Annotated in this window: 17 protein-coding genes and 1 pseudogene; 13 read left to right on the top strand and 5 right to left on the bottom strand. The window is 67.7% G+C overall.

Annotation, left to right across the window (positions count from 1 at the left end):
* Positions 1 to 13: 13 nt before the first annotated feature.
* The 4 genes from QMO14_RS23845 to QMO14_RS23830 form a co-directional block, all read right to left on the bottom strand.
* Complete coding sequence (locus QMO14_RS23845; RefSeq protein WP_301510194.1) at positions 14 to 991, bottom strand: DMT family transporter; 978 nt, start codon at positions 989 to 991, stop codon at positions 14 to 16.
* Positions 988 to 1,845 (bottom strand): 3',5'-nucleoside bisphosphate phosphatase, encoded by an 858-nt coding sequence (locus QMO14_RS23840; RefSeq protein WP_301510193.1) that lies wholly within the window; start codon positions 1,843 to 1,845, stop codon positions 988 to 990. The genes QMO14_RS23845 and QMO14_RS23840 overlap by 4 nt, the downstream gene beginning before the upstream one ends.
* A gap of 97 nt (positions 1,846 to 1,942) precedes the next feature.
* A complete protein-coding gene (locus QMO14_RS23835; protein ID WP_301510192.1) occupies positions 1,943 to 3,019 on the bottom strand; it encodes a transporter in 1,077 nt (358 codons plus the stop codon).
* 21 nt (positions 3,020 to 3,040) lie between these two features.
* Complete coding sequence (locus QMO14_RS23830; protein WP_301510191.1) at positions 3,041 to 4,672, bottom strand: inorganic phosphate transporter; 1,632 nt, start codon at positions 4,670 to 4,672, stop codon at positions 3,041 to 3,043.
* Between the two features lie 152 nt (positions 4,673 to 4,824).
* Between QMO14_RS23830 and ppk2 the strand changes: the two genes are divergently transcribed.
* A complete protein-coding gene (ppk2, locus tag QMO14_RS23825) occupies positions 4,825 to 5,754 on the top strand; it encodes a polyphosphate kinase 2 (protein WP_301510190.1) in 930 nt (309 codons plus the stop codon).
* A 148-nt stretch (positions 5,755 to 5,902) separates the two neighbouring features.
* On the top strand, positions 5,903 to 6,955 hold the full coding sequence (locus QMO14_RS23820; protein WP_301510189.1) for a PHB depolymerase family esterase: 1,053 nt from the start codon (positions 5,903 to 5,905) through the stop codon (positions 6,953 to 6,955).
* Positions 6,956 to 6,967: 12 nt separating this feature from the next.
* Here QMO14_RS23820 and QMO14_RS23815 read toward each other — a convergent pair whose 3' ends face one another.
* Positions 6,968 to 7,897 (bottom strand): AraC family transcriptional regulator, encoded by a 930-nt coding sequence (locus QMO14_RS23815; protein ID WP_301510188.1) that lies wholly within the window; start codon positions 7,895 to 7,897, stop codon positions 6,968 to 6,970.
* Positions 7,898 to 8,024: 127 nt separating this feature from the next.
* Between QMO14_RS23815 and QMO14_RS23810 the strand changes: the two genes are divergently transcribed.
* The 11 genes and pseudogenes from QMO14_RS23810 to QMO14_RS23760 all read left to right on the top strand — a co-directional run.
* Positions 8,025 to 8,420, top strand: a complete 396-nt coding sequence (locus tag QMO14_RS23810) for a nuclear transport factor 2 family protein (protein ID WP_301510187.1) — start codon at positions 8,025 to 8,027, stop codon at positions 8,418 to 8,420.
* 64 nt (positions 8,421 to 8,484) lie between these two features.
* Positions 8,485 to 9,945 carry an MFS transporter gene (locus tag QMO14_RS23805; RefSeq protein ID WP_301510186.1) on the top strand — a complete coding sequence of 487 codons (1,461 nt, stop codon included), beginning with the start codon at positions 8,485 to 8,487 and terminating at the stop codon, positions 9,943 to 9,945.
* 62 nt (positions 9,946 to 10,007) lie between these two features.
* Positions 10,008 to 10,328 (top strand): nucleotide pyrophosphohydrolase, encoded by a 321-nt coding sequence (locus QMO14_RS23800; protein ID WP_301510185.1) that lies wholly within the window; start codon positions 10,008 to 10,010, stop codon positions 10,326 to 10,328.
* Positions 10,329 to 10,444: 116 nt separating this feature from the next.
* Complete coding sequence (gene urtA / locus QMO14_RS23795; protein WP_301510184.1) at positions 10,445 to 11,713, top strand: urea ABC transporter substrate-binding protein; 1,269 nt, start codon at positions 10,445 to 10,447, stop codon at positions 11,711 to 11,713.
* A 193-nt stretch (positions 11,714 to 11,906) separates the two neighbouring features.
* Entirely contained in the window at positions 11,907 to 13,454 is a 1,548-nt protein-coding gene (gene urtB / locus QMO14_RS23790; RefSeq protein ID WP_301510183.1) for an urea ABC transporter permease subunit UrtB, read from the top strand.
* Positions 13,451 to 14,677, top strand: coding sequence for an urea ABC transporter permease subunit UrtC (gene urtC / locus QMO14_RS23785; RefSeq protein ID WP_301510182.1), 1,227 nt, complete (start codon positions 13,451 to 13,453; stop codon positions 14,675 to 14,677). The genes urtB and urtC overlap by 4 nt, the downstream gene beginning before the upstream one ends.
* Positions 14,674 to 15,552, top strand: a complete 879-nt coding sequence (urtD, locus tag QMO14_RS23780) for an urea ABC transporter ATP-binding protein UrtD (RefSeq protein ID WP_301510181.1) — start codon at positions 14,674 to 14,676, stop codon at positions 15,550 to 15,552. Before urtC ends, urtD begins: the two co-directional genes overlap by 4 nt.
* Positions 15,553 to 15,564: 12 nt before the next feature.
* On the top strand, positions 15,565 to 16,257 hold the full coding sequence (gene urtE / locus QMO14_RS23775) for an urea ABC transporter ATP-binding subunit UrtE (RefSeq protein ID WP_301510180.1): 693 nt from the start codon (positions 15,565 to 15,567) through the stop codon (positions 16,255 to 16,257).
* A gap of 132 nt (positions 16,258 to 16,389) precedes the next feature.
* A complete protein-coding gene (locus QMO14_RS23770) occupies positions 16,390 to 17,661 on the top strand; it encodes an MFS transporter (protein ID WP_301510179.1) in 1,272 nt (423 codons plus the stop codon).
* A gap of 292 nt (positions 17,662 to 17,953) precedes the next feature.
* Positions 17,954 to 18,964 (top strand): aldo/keto reductase, encoded by a 1,011-nt coding sequence (locus tag QMO14_RS23765; protein ID WP_301510178.1) that lies wholly within the window; start codon positions 17,954 to 17,956, stop codon positions 18,962 to 18,964.
* Positions 18,965 to 19,049: 85 nt separating this feature from the next.
* Positions 19,050 to 19,244: pseudogene (locus tag QMO14_RS23760) on the top strand (IS3 family transposase); the annotation flags it as partial.

Here is a 19,244-nt window from a genome sequence, read left to right as displayed (position 1 = left end):
AAAGCTCTCCGGTTCAGGATTCGGCAGGTTCGATGGGCACGCGGCGCTCTCGCACCGTGAGCCACGCGCCGGCCGCGCCGCAGACCGCGATCATCGCCATGCCGATGAGCGAGAAGCGGTCCGGCACATGGGAAAAGACGATCCAGCCGCCGAGCATGGCGAACGCGATCTGCGCATAAAGGTAGGGCGTGAGCGTGGAGGCCGGCGCGCGCTGGTAGGCCAGGATCAGCATGAAGTGCCCCACCGTGCCCATGAAGCCCATGAGGCACAGCAGCGCCCACCATTCCCACGAGGGCAGCGAGGTCCACACGAAAGGCACCACGAGCGAGACGATCAGCGTGCCCACCCAGCCGGTGTAGAAGTGCATGGTCAGCGGGTTCTCGGTCTGCGCCAGCTTGCTCGTGAGCACCTGGAACCAGGCGTTGCTCAGCACCAGCCCCAGCGGCAACAGCACGGCCCAGCTGAACGCGCTGCCGCCCGGGCGCAGGATGACCAGCGTGCCGATGAAGCCGCCCGCCACCAGCGTCCAGCGCAGCGGCGAGACATGCTCCTTGAGCGTGGTGGCCGCCAGCAGCGTGATCACCAGCGGCGCGATCAGCACGATCGACGTGAACTCGGCCAGCGGCATGTAGCGCAGGCTCAGGAAGGCGAAGATGCTCGACGCCAGCAGCAGCGCCCCGCGCAGTGCCTGGTAGCGGGGATGCTTCGTATACAGCAGCGCCGTGCCGCGCAGCGGCAGCAGCACCAGCGTGGTCGCCACCGCCTGGAAGGCATAGCGGAACCACACGCCCATGAGGATGGGCACGCCCAGCGTGGAGTATTTGGTGGCCGTGTCGAGCGTGGCGAAGCAGGCCACGGCCAGGATCACGAGCCCGATGCCGGCGAGGATGCGTTCCGATTCCCTGCTCAAGCTTCGCTGCTGCGCCGCGCGAGCGGCCGCCAGCGCAACAGTCGCCGCGTTGTCGGTGCTGGTCCCGGGGCTTGGGCTCACTGCTGGATACGGTCGCCGAGCAGTTCCCACACTGGAGTGAGCGCACCGGGCAGGGGCGGCAGCTTGCCGAGATCGCAGTGGCTCTCGTCGGGGCTGTGGAAATCGCTGCCGCGCGATGCGGCGAAATCGAACTCGAGCGCCTTGTCGGCGTACTCGACGAACTCGGCCGGCGTGTGGCTGCCGGTGACGACCTCGATCGCCTTGCCGCCGTGCGCCTTGAATTCGAGGAACAGCGCGTATTCCTCGTTGGCCGTGAACTTGTAGCGGCCCGGGTGCGCGATCACGGCCATGCCCTTGGCGGCGGTGATCCAGTGCACCGCGTCCTTCAGCGACGCCCAGCGGTGCGGCACGTAGCCGGGTTTGCCTTCGGTGAGGAACTTGCGGAATACCTCGGGCGTGTCGCGGCAGTGGCCCTGCTCGACGAGAAAGCGTGCGAAGTGCGTGCGCGAGATGAGTTCGGGATTGCCGACGAACTTGAGCGCGCCTTCGTACGCGCCGTGGATGCCGACCTTGGCCAGCCCCTCGGACATTTCCTGCGCGCGCTTGCCGCGGCCGCCGCGGGTGTCGTACAGGCCCTGCGAAATGGCAGCGTCGTCGGGGTCGAAACCGAGGCCGACGATGTGCACCGTCTCGCCCGCGAAGGTCACGGAAATCTCGGTGCCGGTGAGGTAGCGCATGCCGTTGGCGCGGGCCGCGGCGGCGGCGCGGTGCTGCCCGCCGATCTCGTCGTGGTCGGTGAGGGCCCAGAGTTCGACCCCGTTGGCGGCGGCGCGCGCGGCCAGTTCTTCGGGCGTCAGCGTGCCGTCGGAGACCACGGAGTGGCAGTGGAGATCGGCATTGAGAATGGAGGACACCCCCGCATTCTATGGGGTCTGGAACGGCGATGCGGGCGCATGGATACTGCAGAAGATGCTATTAAATAAATAGCATTAATGCGCCACTGCATGCGCCTCAGCGCTGCTTGCGAAAAGCCGCCCAGGCGGCCACCGCGGTGAAGGTCGCGACGATCGCCACCACGATCCAGAAGCCGTGCTTGTGATCCGCCAGCGGGATGCCGCCCACGTTCATGCCGAACAGGCCGGCCAGGATGTTGATCGGCAGCGCCAGCACCGTGACCACCGTCAGCACGAACAGGCTGCGGTTGTTGTCCTCGTTGACGTTGGCGGCGATCTCTTCCTGCAGCAGCTTGATGCGTTCCTGCAGCGCCTGCATGTCGCGCAGCACCACAGAGAACTCCTCGGTCGAGCCGCGCAGCGCCTGCGCGTCGGGCTCCGACATCCAGCCTGGAGGCCCCTGCAGCAGCCGGAACAGCGCCGCCGGCTCGGGCGCCAGCAGCCGCTGCAGCCGTACCAGCAGCCGGCGCAGCACGCCCAGTCGCGCGCGCTTGTGGTCGAGACGGCCGGCCAGCAGTTCGTCTTCGATGCGGTCGATGCGCGAGGTGACACCGCGCACGATCTTCACCAGCACATCGGCCTGCGCGCGCAGCAGGTGTTCGAGCAGCTCGGTGCTGGAGCGTGGCGCGTCGCCCGCCTTCACCGCCGTGCGCAGCGCATCGACCGAGCGCAGCGGCTTGGTCCGCGCCGTGACCACGAGGCGCGGGCCCACGCTGATCCACAGCGTGGAGATGTCCGAGGGCTCGAAGCTGAACTCGAAGTGCACGTCGTTGATGACCGCGATCAGCGAGTCGTCGTCGCGCTCGATGCGCGTGGAGGGCAGGCCCTCGTGCAGCGTCTCGTAGAAGGTGTCGGAGAGGTTCGCGTGCCGCAGCAGCCAGCGTTCGGCGTGCGCATGGCTCAGGTTGAAGTGCAGCCAGACGTAGGGCGGGTTTTCCTGTCCGTCCTCGCCTTGGCGGCCCGCCTGGGCTTCATTGGTTTCGAGGTCGCGCTGCTCGGCCAGCCAGGCTGCGGCCTGCGCCGAGTCGATGGCCCGCGCGGGCTCTGCCGCGCGGGTGTCGAAGAGGTAGCCGCAGATCAGCCCGGCTTCGTCGCCCCCATACGACTGGGCTGCGAGATCATGGAATGCCGACAAGATGATGGTAGGTGTGCGAGTTCAGAAGATGCGGGTGAACAGCCAGTAGAGCGAGCCCGAAAGCAGCATCGCCACCGGCAGCGTCAGCACCCAGGCCAGCGCGAGGTTGCGCAGCGTCGACAGCTGCAGGCCCGAGCCGCTGGCCGTCATGGTTCCGGCAACGCCGGAAGACAGCACGTGCGTGGTCGACACCGGCAGCCCGTACATGTCGGCCGCGCCGATGGTGACCATCGCCACCACCTCGGCCGAGGCGCCCTGCGCGTAGCTCAGGTGCGTCTTGCCGATCTTCTCGCCCACCGTGACCACGATGCGCTTCCAGCCGATCATCGTGCCGAGGCCCAGCGCGATGGCCACGGCCACCTTGACCCACAGCGGGATGAAGCGCGTGGCGCTGTCGAGTTCCTGGCGGAAGGTGTTCACGCGCAGCTTCGTCTCTTCGTCGAACTTCGCCGCGCCGCTCTTGTCGAGGTGGCGGATGGCCTCGGAGGCCAGGTACATGTCGTTGCGCACGTTGGCGACGGCCTCCGCCGGAACGCCGGCCAGCGAGCCGTGTTGGCGCACCTGCGTGCCGATGCTGCCGGCCGTCGCGGCCAGGGCGGGCACCACTGCGGGGGTGAACTCGCGGGTACGCACGTAGGTGGACAGTGTGTCGCGCGCGGCGGCCGGCTGCATCGCGGGCAGCGAGGTCGGCACGCCGCGGTTCAGCGCGTTCTGCGCCATCTCGGCCACGGCCACGAACTTGACGTTTTCGTCGGCGGGCATCGCGCGGTTCAGCGCGTAGGCCATCGGCACCGTACCCACCAGGATCAGCATGATCAGCCCCATGCCCTTCTGGCCGTCGTTGGAGCCGTGCGCGAACGACACGCCCGTGCAGGTGAGGATCAGCAGGCCGCGGATCCACCACGGCGGCGGCTCGCTGCCCTTGGGCTCTTCATATAGAGCGCGGTTCTTCACGAAGGCGCGCAGCGCCAGCAGCAGCAGGGCGGCGCAGCCGAAGCCGACCATCGGCGACAGCAGCAGCGAGTAGCCCACCTTGGTGGCCTGCGCCCAGTCGACGCCGCTGGTGCCGTCGCGCCCGTGCATCAGCGCGTTGGCCACGCCCACGCCGATGATCGAGCCGATCAGCGTGTGCGACGACGAGGCCGGCAGGCCCAGCCACCAGGTGCCAAGGTTCCAGATGATGGCGGCGATCAGCAGCGCGAACACCATCGCGAAGCCGGCGCCGGAGCCCACCTGCAGGATGAGTTCCACCGGCAGCAGCGCGATGATGCCGAAGGCCACCGCGCCGCTGGACACCATCACGCCCAGGAAATTGAAGAAGCCCGACCACACCACCGCGAAGTTGGGCGGCAGCGAGTGGGTGTAGATGACGGTCGCGACCGCGTTGGCGGTGTCGTGGAAACCGTTGACGAACTCGAAGCCCAGCGCGATCAGCAGCGCAACACCAAGAAGTATGTAGGGCACCCAGGTGGTGACGGGGGCTCCGGAGGAAGTGACGTCGCCGACCAGGCTCCAGGCCGTGAAGAGCAGGCCGGCGGCCAGCAAGCCCACGAAGGTGATCAGCGTGAGCGGACCGGGCTTGGCGTCGAGCCTGGGCCGTTGCGTGGGAGGCGCGGACGGCACCTCGGCTTGCGGGGCTGCGAGCGTGTTCATGGGGGATTCTTGGGTGTTGGAATGGCTCCAGATGGTGTTCGCCGTTTGTGACGACTACATGTCAATGGCGTCAAAACCGTCACGTAGTCGTCATATGGGGCGAGCAGCATGCTTTTTCGTCCTCTTTCCCAATCTTTCTTCTGCTGCCCACCATGCTGACGAGCGCACTTCCCGACCACGAAGACCTGATGCAACGCATCGCCCGCGACCTGATCGACAGCTACGACGAAGAGCTCGAGCTGGAAATCGAGGACCGCAACATCGACGGCCTCGATCCCGCCTCGGGAGCCGCGATTGCTTCCACCGACAAGGCGGCCCGTCAGGCCTACTTCAAGGAGCTGTTCCGCCTGCAGGGCGAACTGGTCAAGCTGCAGGACTGGGTGCAGCACAGCAAGCAGAAAGTCGTCATCCTGTTCGAAGGCCGCGACGCGGCGGGCAAGGGCGGCGTCATCAAGCGCATCACCCAGCGCCTGAACCCGCGCGTGGCCCGCGTTGCCGCGTTGCCGGCGCCCAACGACCGCGAACGCACCCAGTGGTACTTCCAGCGCTACGTGGCGCACCTGCCGGCGGCCGGCGAGATGGTGCTGTTCGACCGCAGCTGGTACAACCGCGCCGGCGTCGAGCGCGTCATGGGCTTCTGCTCCGACGACGAGTACGAGGAGTTCTTCCGCACCGTGCCCGAGTTCGAGAAGATGCTCGGGCGCTCGGGCATCAAGCTCATCAAGTACTGGTTCTCCATCACCGACGACGAGCAGCACATGCGCTTTCTCGGCCGCATCCACGACCCGCTCAAGCAGTGGAAGCTCAGCCCCATGGACCTCGAAAGCCGCCGCCGCTGGGAGGAATACACCAAGGCGAAGGAAATCATGCTGGAGCGCACCCACATCCCCGAGGCTCCGTGGTGGGTGGTGCAGGCAGTGGACAAGAAGAAGGCGCGCCTGAACTGCATCAGCCACCTGCTGAGCCAGCTGCCCTACCAGGAAGTACCGCATCCGCCGGTCGACCTGCCCGAGCGCGTGCGCCATGCCGACTACCTGCGCCAGCCCGTGCCGGCGAACATGATCGTTCCCGAGATTTACTAACCCCCAGGCTTCGCGCACTTCGTGTCGCTTCTCCTCCCCCCTTGCAGGGGGCAACACCCGCGGACCGGCGGAGCCGGATCCGCGGTGTTTCTGGAAGGGGCCGTGGTGGCGTTCTTGGAGGGTGGGCGCTTTGCCTTCACACTGCGCCATGGCCCGTCGTTCCACCGCTTCCGTTTTTGCACGTGCTTATGAGCGAAACCTCAAGGCGCTGACGCGGCTCACGCTGAGCAACGGCAAGCGCGTGGCGGGGCAGGTGCAGCGCGCGACCGCGAAGCGGCTGAAGCCGCCTCCGGGCAAGGGCGACTGGCTCGCCGGGGTCGCGATGGGCCCTGGCGGTGCGCGCGGCTACCACCTTTTTCGGCCTGCCGGGCTGGAACTGCAACCGGGCGAGCGCCTGCCGCTCATGGTGATGCTGCATGGCTGCGGCCAGACCGGGCGCGACTTCGCCGCGAGCACCCGCATGAACGCGCTGGCCGTGCGGCAGCGCTTCCTGGTGCTTTATCCCGAGCAGGACCGGATCGCCCATCCGCAGGGCTGCTGGAACTGGTACGAGCGCCGCTCGGGCAAGGCCGATGCCGAGGCCGCCACGCTGATGGCCGCCATCGACCAGGCCTGCCTGCTCTATCCCGTCGACCGCGATCGGGTGRCGCTGGCCGGCCTTTCCGCCGGTGCGAGCATGGCGGCCTTGCTCGCGACGCGCTATCCGAACCGCTTCCGCGCCGTCGTCATGCACTCGGGCGTGGCGCCCGGTGCGGCCAAGTCGCCAGCCACGGCGCTGGGCGCGATGCGCGGCGAGCACGTGCCGCCGATGCCGACCACGGCCGTCGGCAAGGCGATGGGCGCCGCGGCAGTCTTCAGCACCTTGCCGCCGATGCTGGTGCTGCACGGCGATGCAGACGCGGTGGTCGCGCCGAGCAATGCCGTCAGCAGCGCCGCGGTGTGGGCGACCGCCGTGGGCGCGCGGCCGGGGTTGCCGCGCGAGGTGCGGCGCGGCAGGCGCCGTGCGATGCGCGTGACCGACTTCAAGCGCAAGGGCCGTACGCTCGTCGCGCTGTGCGAGATCGCGGGGCTCGGCCATTCGTGGAGCGGCGGAGCGCCGAAGCTGCTGTTCAGCGACCCCGAGGGGCCCGATGCCACGCGCATGACCTGGGCTTTTGCCGCCGCGCAGTTCAAGGCCGCTGGAGGCCCGAAGAAGGTCTAGTGGAAGGGGCGGCTATGCGGCGACGGCTCCTTCGCGCGCTGCGGCCCGCCACGCACTGGGCGCCATCCCCTTGCTGCGCTTGAAGGCCTTGCTGAACGCCGCCTCCGACTCGTAGCCCACCGCCGCGGCGATCGTTCCCAGAGCGGCGTTGCCTTGCCCCAGCATGTTTCCGGCCTTGAACATGCGCCATTGCGTGAGGTACTCCAGCGGCGCCTGTCCCACCCGCTCGCGAAAACGCTGCGCGAAGGCCGAGCGCGAGAGGTTCGCGACGGCGGCAAGAGCCTCTACCGTCCAGTCGTGGGCGATCTCCTTGTGCATCGCGCGCAGTGCGGGGCCGATGCGCGCATCGGCCAGCGCGGCCAGCCAGCCCGTCTGCGATTCGGCGTTGGCCGCGACGTGCGCGCGCACCGCCTGAACGAACACGATGTCGGCCAGCCGGCTCACGAGCAGGCCGGACCCCAGGCCCGGCTCGCCGGTTTCCATGGCCAGCAGTTGGAGCGTGCCTTGCAGCGCAAGGGCGCGGGCCTGCTCCATCTTCACGTGAAGCAGCACCGGCAGCAGATCGAGCAGCGGCCGTGCGGCGCGCTGGTCGAAGTGGAACCAGCCGCAGATCACCGAGGCCGCCGTGCCCGGGCCACCGAGCTCCACCAGCCCGCCGATACGGTCGCGCACGACGGAGGCGCAACTCACGGTCGGCGTGTCCGGATGGTCGCGCAGGATGTAAGGCGTGCCATGCGCCAGCACATAGCAGTCGCCCGCCGCCAGCGCCACCGGCTGCGCCATGCCCTCGATCTCCAGCAGGCAGCCGCCGCGCACCACGAGCCCGAAGCGTGCGCTCTCGCCGCCGGCCAGGCTCACCCCCCAGGGCGCGCCGGCCTCGAGGCGGGCGTACAGGGCGCTGCGCACCCTCATGGCGGCAAAGATGTCGTCGAGCGGGTCCATCGAAGGCTCCTGGAGTGGTGGACGAATGGACAAGATTTTCGTCTTCCTGGGCATTCACTGTCCATCAGTGGCGACAGAAACTGCGGCCTCACTCTTTCCAAATTGCAATGGGCAGCAGGAGCAGGCCATGAACACCAGGACCGATTTCACCGATTCCACCCAACTCGCCGACCGCTACGTCGCGCTCTGGAATGAACCCGATGCCGACGCGCGCCGCGCCGCCATCGCCAGCCTCTGGGTGCCCGACGGCGAGCACTACGTGCGCACGCTGCAGGCCAGGGGCCACGAGGCGTTGCAGCAGCGCGTCACCGGCTCGCATGAGAAGAACGTGCGCGACGCCGGCTTTCGCTTCGTCCGCGCGGGAGACGTCCAGTTCCTGCACGACGCGGTGATGTTCCATTGGCACATGGTCCCGGCTGCGGGCGGTCCGGTGGCCGCGCTCGGGCTGGAGTTCCTGGTGCTCGCCGAAGACGGCCGCATCGCCACGGACTACCAGTTCATCCTGCCGACGCCCACCGCCTGAGCCCGGCCGATGACCTCCGAGGTCATTGCCTCCATGCCGTTTCCTTCCAACACTCGAATCCACCATGACGCAGTCAAACATTGCTTCGGCAGCATCGATCTCTTCCTCCGGCAGCCAGAGCCCGGATGCGACAAGGCCCGGCCGGCTTGGCCTGTGGGTCATGCTCAGCGGCACCTTCCTGGTGGTGCTGGACTTCTTCATCGTCAACGTCGCGCTGCCCTCGATGCAGCGCGAACTGCAGGCGAGCGCGGGCACCCTGCAGCTGGTGGTGGCCGGCTACGGCCTCGCTACCGCCGCGGGCCTGATCACCGGCGGCCGGCTCGGCGACCTGTTCGGGCGCCGCCGCATGTTCATGCTGGGCCTGCTGCTGTTCACGCTCGCTTCGGCCGCCTGCGGCCTGGCGCCGAACGCCGAACTGCTGGTGACGGCACGCGTGCTGCAGGGACTGGCCGGCGCGCTGCTGCAGCCGCAGGTGCTGGCGATGATCGGCCTGGCCTACACCGGGGAAGACCGGGCGCGCGCCTTCGCGGCCTATGGGCTCACGCTGGGGCTGGGTGCCACGCTCGGGCAGCTGGTCGGCGGCCTGCTCATCCATGCCGACCTGGCGGGACTCGGCTGGCGCAGCTGCTTTCTCATCAACGTGCCGATCGGCCTGCTGGCGCTGATGCTCGCACCGCGCGTCATTCCGCCGCTGGCGAACAACGGGAACAGCCGGCTCGACCTCGTTGGCATGCTGCTGGTGGCCGCGGGCTCGGCGGCAGTGGTGCTGCCGCTGGTGGAAGGCCGCGAACAGGGCTGGCCGCTGTGGAGCTGGCTGTGCCTCGCGGCGGCGTTGCCGCTGCTCGCGGCCTTTGCGTACCAGCAGCGCCGGCTCGCCGCGCGCGGCGGCACGCCGCTCGTGGCTCCGGTGCTGCTCGCCAATGCCCGCTTCGGCATGGGCCTGCTCACGACACTGGCCTTCTACGTGGGCAATGCTTCGCTGTACTTCGTGCTGGCGCTGTACCTCCAGCAGGGCCTCGCACTCGATCCGCTCAGCTCGGGCATMGTCTTCACGTCGCTGGCGGCCGGATTCTTCGCGACGTCGATGGCGGGTGCGCGCCTGGCACGCCGTTTCGGCGGCAAGCCGCCCATCGCGCTCGGTGCCCTTGTGCTCGCTGCAGGGCATGCGCTGCAGTTCGTCAACGTGGCCGGATGGCCCGGACACTCGCACGTCGTGGCTTGGATGGTGCCGTTGCTGCTGGTGCAGGGCGCGGGGCTCGGCATGGTGATGGCGCCGCTGGTCTCCACCGTGCTGGCCGGCCTGCCGCCGCAGCATGCGGGCGTGGCCTCGGGCGTGATCTCGATGGTGCAGCAGGCGAGCAACGCGCTGGGCGTGGCGCTGATCGGCATTCTTTTCTACGGGCGGCTCGGCCATGCGCCGGATGCGGGGGCGTATGCAACTGCCTTCGGGGTGGCGCTGCTGTATCTGACGGTGTCTGCGCTGCTGGTGGCTGTCTTGCACCGGCGTGGCAGCCGGCAGGCCTGAAACCGAAGCGCGAAGCGCTGCGTGGCCATGCCAAACTCTCCTGTCCGCAAGACAGGACAGACATGGCCACCGACCTGCAGCAACTGACCCAGGCCCTTCGCGACTTCGCCCAGGCCCGCGACTGGGAGCAGTTCCATTCCCCCAAGAACCTCGCCTCCGCACTTTCCGTCGAGGCCGCCGAACTGCTCGAACATTTCCAGTGGCTCACCGAAGCCCAGAGCCGCAACCTGCCGGCCGACAAGCGCGCCGAGATCGGCACCGAGATCGCCGACGTCTTCCTCTACCTGCTGCAGCTCGCCGACAAGCTCGGCATCGACGTGGTCGAGGCGGCGCGCAGCAAGATGCTCGTCAACGCCCGCAAGTACCCTGCGCCGCCGGCCTGAGTACGTCCGTGTACGCCACCCGGCGTATTTCCCCTTTGTGGTGCATTCCGCAGACTCCCTCCCACGCCAGCCAAGGCTGTCGAAAAGGTTCAACCAACCCCGGAGCAGGAGTCCACATGCAACGTCGTTTCACACTCAAGGCGCTCACCGCCGCCGTCGCGCTGGCCAGCATTTCTGCTGCGCCCGCATTCGCCGCCGACACCATCAAGGTCGGCGTGCTGCACTCGCTGTCGGGCACGATGGCCATCTCGGAGACCGTATTGAAGGACACGGTGCTGATGGCAATCGACGACATCAACAAGAAGGGCGGCGTGCTGGGCAAGCAGCTCGAGCCCGTGGTGGTCGACCCGGCCTCCAACTGGCCCCTGTTCGCCGAGAAGACCAAGCAGCTGCTCGGCCAGGACAAGGTCTCGGTGATCTTCGGCTGCTGGACCTCGGTGTCGCGCAAGTCGGTGCTGCCGGTGGTCGAGGAAATGAACGGCCTGCTGTTCTACCCCGTGCAGTACGAAGGTGAAGAACTCTCGAAGAACGTGTTCTACACGGGCGCCGCGCCCAACCAGCAAGCCATTCCGGCCGTCGACTACCTGATGAGCAAGGAAGGCGGCGGCGCCAAGCGCTGGGTGCTGCTGGGCACCGACTACGTGTACCCCCGCACCACCAACAAGATCCTGCGCGCCTACCTCAAGAGCAAGGGCGTGAAGGAATCGGACATCGACGAGAAGTACACCCCGTTCGGCCACAGCGACTACCAGACCATCGTCGCCGACATCAAGAAGTTCTCGGCCGGCGGCAAGACGGCGGTGGTCTCGACCATCAACGGCGACTCCAACGTGCCCTTCTACAAGGAACTGGGCAACGCCGGCCTGAAGGCCAAGGACGTGCCGGTGGTTGCCTTCTCGGTGGGTGAGGAAGAACTGCGCGGCGTCGACACCAAGCCGCTGGTCGGCCACCTGGCCGCCTGGAACTACTTCATGAGCCTGAAGAACCCGACCAACACGGCGTTCATCAAGGAGTGGAGCGAATACGCCAAGGCCAAGAAGATCCCCGGCCACATGGACAAGCCGCTGACCAACGACCCGATGGAAGCCACCTGGATCGGCATCCACATGTGGAAGCAGGCGGTCGAGAAGGCCAAGTCGACCGACACCGACAAGGTGATCGCCGCCATGGCCGGCCAGACCTTCACCGCGCCCTCGGGCATCGTGTCGAAGATGGACGAGAAGAACCACCACCTGCACAAGAGCGTGTTCATCGGCGAGATCAAGGCCGACGGCCAGTTCAACGTGGTGTGGAAGACGCCGGGTCCGGTCAAGGCCAAGCCTTGGAGCCCGTACATCGAAGGCAACGACAAGAAGCCTGACTACCCCGCCGGCAAGTCGATGTAAGTCTTCGGCAAGTCCCTTGCCTTGCTCCCTCTCCCCTCGGGGAGAGGGCGGGGGTGAGGGCAACGGCGGTCGATCTGGCCGCCGTGTCTGTTGGAAGGCCGCCGGCCCTCACCCCAGCCCTCTCCCCCAGGGGAGAGGGGGCAACACGTAACTCATGATGCTTCGACGAACCCTTCACTGCGCACTCGCCGCCATGCTGCTCATGGCATCGGCCGCCCACGCGCTGACCGCCGACGAAGCCCGGGCCATCGCCTCAGGCGAATCCGAAGCCCGCATCGCCGCGCTCAACAAGGCCGTGCTCACGGCAGACGACAAGACGGCAGCCTTCATCCAGGCCATGTCCGACGACGCGGTCAAGTACACCGAGGACAAGGTCTTCGTGATGAAGGACGACAAGGGCTACGACCCTGTCACCGGCGCCGAGCTGAAGGTGCCCGACACCGCCGAGGACGTCGTCAACAACAACCTCATGCGCGGCGCGCTCGATGCCGCGCAGGCCGCGCTCAAGCTCACCAGCAAGGACGACGCGGTGCGCGCAGAAGCCGCGCAGGCGCTCTTCAAGGAGCCCGACGAATCGCGCGTGCCCATGGTCGAGAAGGCGCTGGCCGCCGAGACCAACCCGAAGATCAAGGCGCAGCTCGAGCTGGTGCGCGCCGCCAGCATGCTCGGCAGCGCCGACAAGGCCAAGCGCCTCGCCGCCGCCAAGGAGCTGGGCAGCAACCGCAACCCCGACACCAAGCTGCTGCTCAACCAGCGACTGGCCGACGAAACCGAGGCCGACGTCAAGGCCGCCATCGTCGCCTCCATCGCCAGCATCGACGGCGCGCTGGTCTGGGGCGACCGCATCAACGCCGTGTTCAGCGGCATCAGCCTGGGTTCGGTGCTGCTGCTCGCCGCGCTGGGCCTGGCCATCACCTACGGGCTGATGGGCGTCATCAACATGGCGCACGGCGAGCTGATGATGATCGGCGCCTACGCCACCTACGTGATGCAGGGCATCTTCCAGAAGTACATGCCGGAGGCAGCGTTCGGCTGGTATCTGGTGGCCGCCATTCCCGTGTCCTTCCTCGCGTCGGCGCTCGTCGGCGCGGTGCTGGAGCGAGGCGTGATCCGCTTCCTCTACGGCCGCCCGCTCGAGACGCTGCTGGCCACCTGGGGCATCAGCCTGATGCTGCAGCAGCTGGTGCGCTCCATCTTCGGCGCGCAGAACGTCGGCGTGGAAAACCCCGGCTGGATGAGCGGCGGCTTCACCATGCTGAGCAACGTCACGCTGCCGTGGAACCGCATCTGCATCATCATCTTCGCGGCCCTGGTGCTGCTGGCGATGGGCTGGCTCATCGGCAAGACGCGCCTGGGCCTGTTCGTGCGCGGCGTCACGCAGAACCGTCCGATCGCCTCGTGCATGGGCGTGAACACCGCGCGCATCGACACCTACGCCTTCGCGCTCGGCTCCGGCATCGCCGGCCTTGCAGGCTGCGCGCTGAGCCAGATCGGCAACGTCGGTCCCGACCTGGGCCAGAGCTACATCGTCGACAGCTTCATGGTGGTCGTGATGGGCGGTGTCGGCCAGCTCGCGGGCACCGTGTATGCGGCGCTGGGGCTGGGCATTCTCAACAAGTTCATCGAAGGCTGGGCGGGCGCGGTGCTCGCGAAGATCGCGGTGCTTGTCTTCATCATCATCTTCATCCAGAAGCGGCCCCAGGGCATCTTCGCAATGAAAGGCCGGAGCGCTGAGGCATGAGCAAGGTCACGTTGCCAACCAAGGGGCCGCTGCTGAGCGGCAAGGGCTGGACGGCCTTCTTCGTCGCACTCATCGTGGTGTGCGCGGTGGCGCCCGTTCTCAACATGTGGGTGCCGGTGGACAGCCCGCTGCACATGAGCGACTACGCGGTGGCGCTGGTCGGCAAGATCATGTGCTACGCCATCTGCGCGCTGGCCATGGACCTGATCTGGGGCTACACCGGCATTCTCTCGCTGGGCCACGGCCTCTTCTTCGCGCTGGGCGGCTACATGATGGGCATGTACCTCATGCGCCAGATCGGCCGCGATGGCAACTACAAGAGCGACCTGCCCGACTTCATGGTGTTCCTCGACTGGAAGACGCTGCCCTGGCACTGGACCTTCAGCGACAGCTTCATCGCCACGCTGATTCTCATCGTCGCGGTGCCGGGCCTCATCGCCTTCGTGTTCGGCTTCTTCGCCTTCCGTTCGCGCATCAAGGGCGTGTACTTCTCGATCATCACGCAGGCCATGACCTTCGCGGCCATGCTGCTGTTCTTCCGCAATGAGACCGGCTTCGGCGGCAACAACGGCTTTACCGACTTCAAGCGCATCCTGGGCATCCCGATCGCCACGCAGGAAATGCGCATGACGCTGTTCGCGCTCACCGGCGCCACGCTGCTGGGCTTCTTCCTCTTTGCCAAGTGGCTCATCGGCAGCAAGTTCGGCCGCGTGCTGCAGGCCATTCGCGACGCGGAGACGCGCGTGATGTTCTCGGGCTACAACCCGCTGCCGTACAAGCTCACGATCTGGGTCATCTCCGCCATCATGTGCGGCGTGGCCGGCGCGCTGTACGTGCCGCAGGTCGGCATCATCAACCCGGGCGAGATGAGCGCGGCCAACTCCATCGAGATCGCCATCTGGGCGGCGGTGGGCGGGCGCGCCACGCTGATCGGGCCGATCATCGGCGCCTTCATCGTCAACGGCGCGAAGAGCTGGCTGACGGTGGCCTATCCGGAGTACTGGCTGTACTTCCTGGGCGCCTTGTTCATTGCTGTCACGCTGTTCCTTCCGAACGGCATCGTGGGGTTGGTGCGCAAGTGGGTGTCGAGGGAGAAGAAAACAGAACAGAAGCCGCAGCCCGAGCCTGTGCAAGAGGCACGCCGCGCCGTCGCGGCGGAGCAGGGCGTCGAGCCCGATGCGCTGGCCTCGCTGCCCGTGGACGCGAAGGGAGCACGCGCATGACGCCCGACCTGATGGAAGCAGGCGCCGAGCGCGCCGCACGCGCCAGCGGCATCCACTACGTGAGCGGCAGCACCGAATCGGGCGGCCGTGCCGCCGACTTCGGCCGCCACGTCACGCCGGGCGAAGTCGACGTCACGCACGGCCGCATCCTCTACCTCGAAGACGTCAGCGTGAGCTTCGACGGCTTCAAGGCCATCAACAAGCTCTCGCTCGACATCGCGCCGGGCGAACTGCGCTGCATCATCGGCCCCAACGGAGCGGGCAAGACGACGATGATGGACATCATCACCGGCAAGACCCGGCCCGATTCGGGCACCGTGTTCTTCGGCAGCACCATCGACCTGCTGCGCCACCGCGAAGCGGAAATCGCGCAGCTCGGCATCGGCCGCAAGTTCCAGAAGCCGACGGTGTTCGAGCACCTGACGGTGTTCGAGAACCTGGAGCTCGCGCTGAAGACCGACAAGGGCGTGCGCGCCTCGATGCTCTTCAGGCTCGACTCGGCACAGAGCGACCGCCTGGCCGAGGTGCTTCAGACCATCCACCTCGCCGACAGCGTCTCGCGCCTCGCGGGCAACCTGAGCCACGGCCAGAAGCAGTGGCTCGAAATCGGCATGCTGCTGATGCAGGACCCGAAGCTGCTGCTGCTCGACGAGCCCGTGGCCGGCATGACCGACGAGGAAACCGCGCGCACCGCCGAGCTCTTCCTGTCGCTCAAGGGCAAGCACTCGCTGATGGTGGTGGAGCACGACATGAGCTTCATCCGCACCATCTCCGAGATCGTCACCGTGCTGTGCGACGGTTCCGTGCTCGCGCAGGGCACGCTGGACGAGGTGCAGGCCGACGAGCGGGTGATCGAGGTCTATCTGGGCCGCTGAGGAACCGAACCCATGCTGACAGTCAAGAACATCCACCAGTACTACGGCGGCTCCCACATCCTGCGGGACGTGAGCTTCGAGGCGAAGCTCGGCAAGGTCACCGTGCTGCTGGGCCGCAACGGCGTGGGCAAGACCACGCTGCTGAAGTCGCTCATGGGCCTGGTGCCCATCAAGAGCGGCAGCATCGAACTCGAAGGCAGGCCGATCCACAAGGCCACGCCCTATGAGCGAGCCAGGGCCGGCATCGGCTTCGTGCCGCAGGGCCGCGAGATCTTCGCGCGGCTGACGGTCGAGGAGAACCTGCGCATGGGCCTGGCTTACAAGAGCGGCGGCACGCCCATTCCGGCGGAGCTGTACGAGCTGTTCCCCGTGCTCAAGCAGATGATCAACAGAAGGGGTGGGGACCTCTCCGGCGGCCAGCAGCAGCAGTTGGCCATCGCCCGGGCGCTGGCGCCCAAGCCGCGCCTGCTGATCCTCGACGAACCCACCGAGGGCATCCAGCCGAGCATCATCAAGGACATCGGCCGCGTCATCCGCATGCTGGCCGACCGGGGCGACATGGCCATCGTGCTGTGCGAGCAGTACTACGACTTCGCGCAGGAGCTGGCCGACGACTACCTCGTGATGGAGCGCGGCGAGATCATCGCGCGCGGCCTCGGCAAGGACATGGAAGCGCAGGGCGTGCGGCAGCTGGTGGCGATCTGAGTCCACTGGCCAGGCCCTCGCGGCCCTGCCAGTACAAGGCCTTCGGCAATTGCGTATCGGCGCGATTTCAGGGTTTACCCTAAAATCGCGCCTTGCCCGCGGCCGCCGGGCACCCCTCCCAGGAGCCTGGCCTTGAACGCCTCCCCACCCGCGCTGGACAGCGCGGTCACCGACATTTCTTCCTTTTCCCTGCCTTCGGGCAAGCCCGCCAACTTCCTGCGCGCGGTGCTCGCGCTCGGCGTCGGCGGCTTCGCCATCGGCACCGGCGAGTTCGTCATCATGGGCCTGCTGCCCGAGGTGGCGAAGGACATCGGCGTGAGCATCCCCCAGGCCGGCCACGTCATCAGCGCCTATGCGCTCGGCGTGGTGATCGGCGCGCCGGTGCTCGCGGTGCTGGCCGCCGGCTGGCGCCGACGCGCGCTGCTGATCGCGCTCATGGCCGTGTTCGCTGCCGGCAACTTCGCCAGCGCCGCCGCGCCCAACTACCTGCTGCTGAACCTGCTGCGCTTCGCCGCCGGACTGCCGCACGGCACCTACTTCGGCGTGGCCGCGCTGGTGGCCGCCACGCTCGCTCCGCCGGGGCGCCGCGCGCGGGCCGTGGGGCTCGTGATGCTGGGGCTCACCGGTGCCACGTTGGTGGGCGTGCCCATCGCGGCATGGCTGGGCCAGTTCTTCGGCTGGCGCGCGGCCTTCGTGTTCGTGGGCCTCATCGCGCTGGTGGCCATCGCGCTGCTTCGCCGCGACATTCCCGACATGGCGCCCGCCGCCGGCGCCAGCCCCTGGCGCGAGCTTGGCGCACTCAGGCGCAAGCAGGTGTGGTTCACGCTGGGCATCGCCGCCATCGGCTTCGGCGGCATGTTCTCGGTGTTCAGCTACATCAAGCCCACGCTGATCGAGGTGGCCGGCATGCCGGTCGGCGGCGTGCCCATCGTGCTCGCGCTCTTCGGCCTCGGCATGGTGGTGGGCAACCTCGTGGGCTCGCGGCTGGCCGACAAGTCGCTGTTGCGCACCATCGGTGGCGTGATGGTCTACGCCGCGCTGGTGCTCGCGGTGTTCACCTTCACGGCACACAACATGGTGGCTGCCGCGGTCAACGTGTTCCTCATCGGGACCACCGTGGCCATCGGCCCGGCGCTGCAGATCCGACTGATGGACGTGGCCGGCGACGCGCAGACGCTCGCCGCAGCGCTCAACCATTCGGCCTTCAACATGGCGAACGCGCTGGGCGCGTGGCTCGGCGGCGTGGCGATCGCGTCGGGCCTGGGCTGGACGTCGACCGGCTGGGTCGGCGCGCTGCTGGCGCTGGCGGGGCTGGGCATCTTCGGCTGGGCGCTGGCGAGCGCACGCGCCGCGGCGAGCCGGCCGGCCGTCACCAACGCGCTGGCCGGCGAACGCAACGGCTGACGGCACCGCGGCCAGGGCATCCCTGCTGGTATCGCTTCATGGCCGCCGACAGGCGCGGCTATGCGCGCGGCTGCACGGTCGATCTCCGTTAGGTAGAAGACGAAAAGGCGGTCGACTCGCCGGTCGGCACCACGACCCGCTTCCCTGTCGAGCCCATCGCGCCCGGCGTGGACGCCGGGCGCGTCTGAAACGCCCGCCGCCTGCAGGGTCGCGCGGCCGTGCCTATGATGGCCGCCGCTCCCTCTTTTCCATCTCATCTCCTTCCCTCCCGAGCGAGAACCGAACGAACACCATGAGCATTCCCTCCACCCGCCTCGGCCGCACCGGCCTCACCGTCTCCCGCCTTGCCCTCGGCACCATGACCTTCGGCCTGCAGACCGACGAGGCCGTGTCGCACCAGATCCTCGACAAGGCGGCCGAAGGCGGCATCAACTTCCTCGACACCGCCGATGTCTACCCGCTCGGCGGCACCATCGAGACGGCCGGCCGCACCGAGGAAATCATCGGCAACTGGCTGGAAAAGCAGGGCCCCGCCGGCCGCCGCCGCTTCGTCGTGGCCACCAAGGCTGTCAACAAGGTCGGCCCCAACAGCTGGGACCAGGGCGCCTCGCGCAAGCACCTGCTCGACGCCATCGATGCCTCGCTCAAGCGGCTGAAGACCGACCACGTCGACCTGTACCAGCTGCACATGGACGACCGCGAGACGCCGCTCGAAGAGAGCCTGGAGGCGCTCGACACCATCGTGAAGTCGGGCCGCGCGCGCTACATCGGCGTGTCGAACTTCCTGGCTTATCGCCTGGCCCGCGCGCTGGGCAAGGCCGAACTGCTCAGGCTCACGCGCTACGTGTCGGTGCAGCCGCGCTACAGCCTGCTGTTCCGCGAGATCGAGCGCGAGCTGCTGCCGCTGGCGAGCGAAGAGGGCCTGGGCGTGATCCCCTACAACCCGCTGGCCGGCGGCCTGCTCACCGGCAAGTACAAGCCCGGCGGCAAGCCCGAGGAGAACACCCGCTTCACGCTCGGCACGGCTGGCGGCATGTACCAGGACCGCTACTGGAACGAACGCAGCTTCAACACCGTGACGCAGCTGCACAAGCTCGCCGACGAAGCCGGCGTGCCGCTGGCCACGCTGGCCGTGGCCTGGGTGATGGCGAACCCGCTCATCACCGCGCCGCTGCTCGGCGCGAGCCGCCCCGACCAGCTCGACGCGACCATCGCGGCGGCGGAATACAAGCTCGACCCGGCGCTCAAGCAGAAGCTGGACGAGCTGACCGCCGAGTACCGCAAGGGCGACGCTCCGCGCTGAGCGGCCTGTCTCCTTCCCCCTCTGGGGGAAGCCCGCCACGTCAGAATAGTTGTCGCCTCCTTAGAACCCAAAGAAAGGATTCGAAGTGGCGAGATATTCCCAAGGCTTCAAGAGGAAGGCTGTCGCAAGGCTGCTCGCACCGGAGTGCGCGCCGCTGGAAGTGGTGGCCGACGAGACTGGTATTGGCGTCGAGACGCTGGAGCGCTGGCGCGATGAACAGCAGACCATGCCCGCCCGAGGGCGGGCATGGTCTGCGGCCGCACGACTGGAGGCGGTGATC

Origin of the sequence: Variovorax sp. CAN15 (assembly GCF_030462475.1) — a bacterium.
Classification (GTDB): domain Bacteria; phylum Pseudomonadota; class Gammaproteobacteria; order Burkholderiales; family Burkholderiaceae_C; genus Variovorax.
Note: the sequence above shows the minus strand (reverse complement) of the source record. Positions and strands in the feature narration are given on the sequence as shown.

Excerpts from the sequence above, each read along its gene's own strand:
- QMO14_RS23830 (WP_301510191.1), bottom strand. The coding sequence starts at position 4,672 with ATGAACACGCTCGCAGCCCCGCAAGCCGAGGTGCCGTCCGCGCCTCCC.
- ppk2 (WP_301510190.1), top strand. The coding sequence starts at position 4,825 with ATGCTGACGAGCGCACTTCCCGACCACGAAGACCTGATGCAACGCATC.
- QMO14_RS23815 (WP_301510188.1), bottom strand. The coding sequence starts at position 7,897 with ATGGACCCGCTCGACGACATCTTTGCCGCCATGAGGGTGCGCAGCGCC.
- QMO14_RS23810 (WP_301510187.1), top strand. The coding sequence starts at position 8,025 with ATGAACACCAGGACCGATTTCACCGATTCCACCCAACTCGCCGACCGC.
- QMO14_RS23800 (WP_301510185.1), top strand. The coding sequence starts at position 10,008 with ATGGCCACCGACCTGCAGCAACTGACCCAGGCCCTTCGCGACTTCGCC.
- urtA (WP_301510184.1), top strand. The coding sequence starts at position 10,445 with ATGCAACGTCGTTTCACACTCAAGGCGCTCACCGCCGCCGTCGCGCTG.
- urtB (WP_301510183.1), top strand. The coding sequence starts at position 11,907 with ATGCTGCTCATGGCATCGGCCGCCCACGCGCTGACCGCCGACGAAGCC.
- urtC (WP_301510182.1), top strand. The coding sequence starts at position 13,451 with ATGAGCAAGGTCACGTTGCCAACCAAGGGGCCGCTGCTGAGCGGCAAG.
- urtD (WP_301510181.1), top strand. The coding sequence starts at position 14,674 with ATGACGCCCGACCTGATGGAAGCAGGCGCCGAGCGCGCCGCACGCGCC.
- urtE (WP_301510180.1), top strand. The coding sequence starts at position 15,565 with ATGCTGACAGTCAAGAACATCCACCAGTACTACGGCGGCTCCCACATC.
- QMO14_RS23765 (WP_301510178.1), top strand. The coding sequence starts at position 17,954 with ATGAGCATTCCCTCCACCCGCCTCGGCCGCACCGGCCTCACCGTCTCC.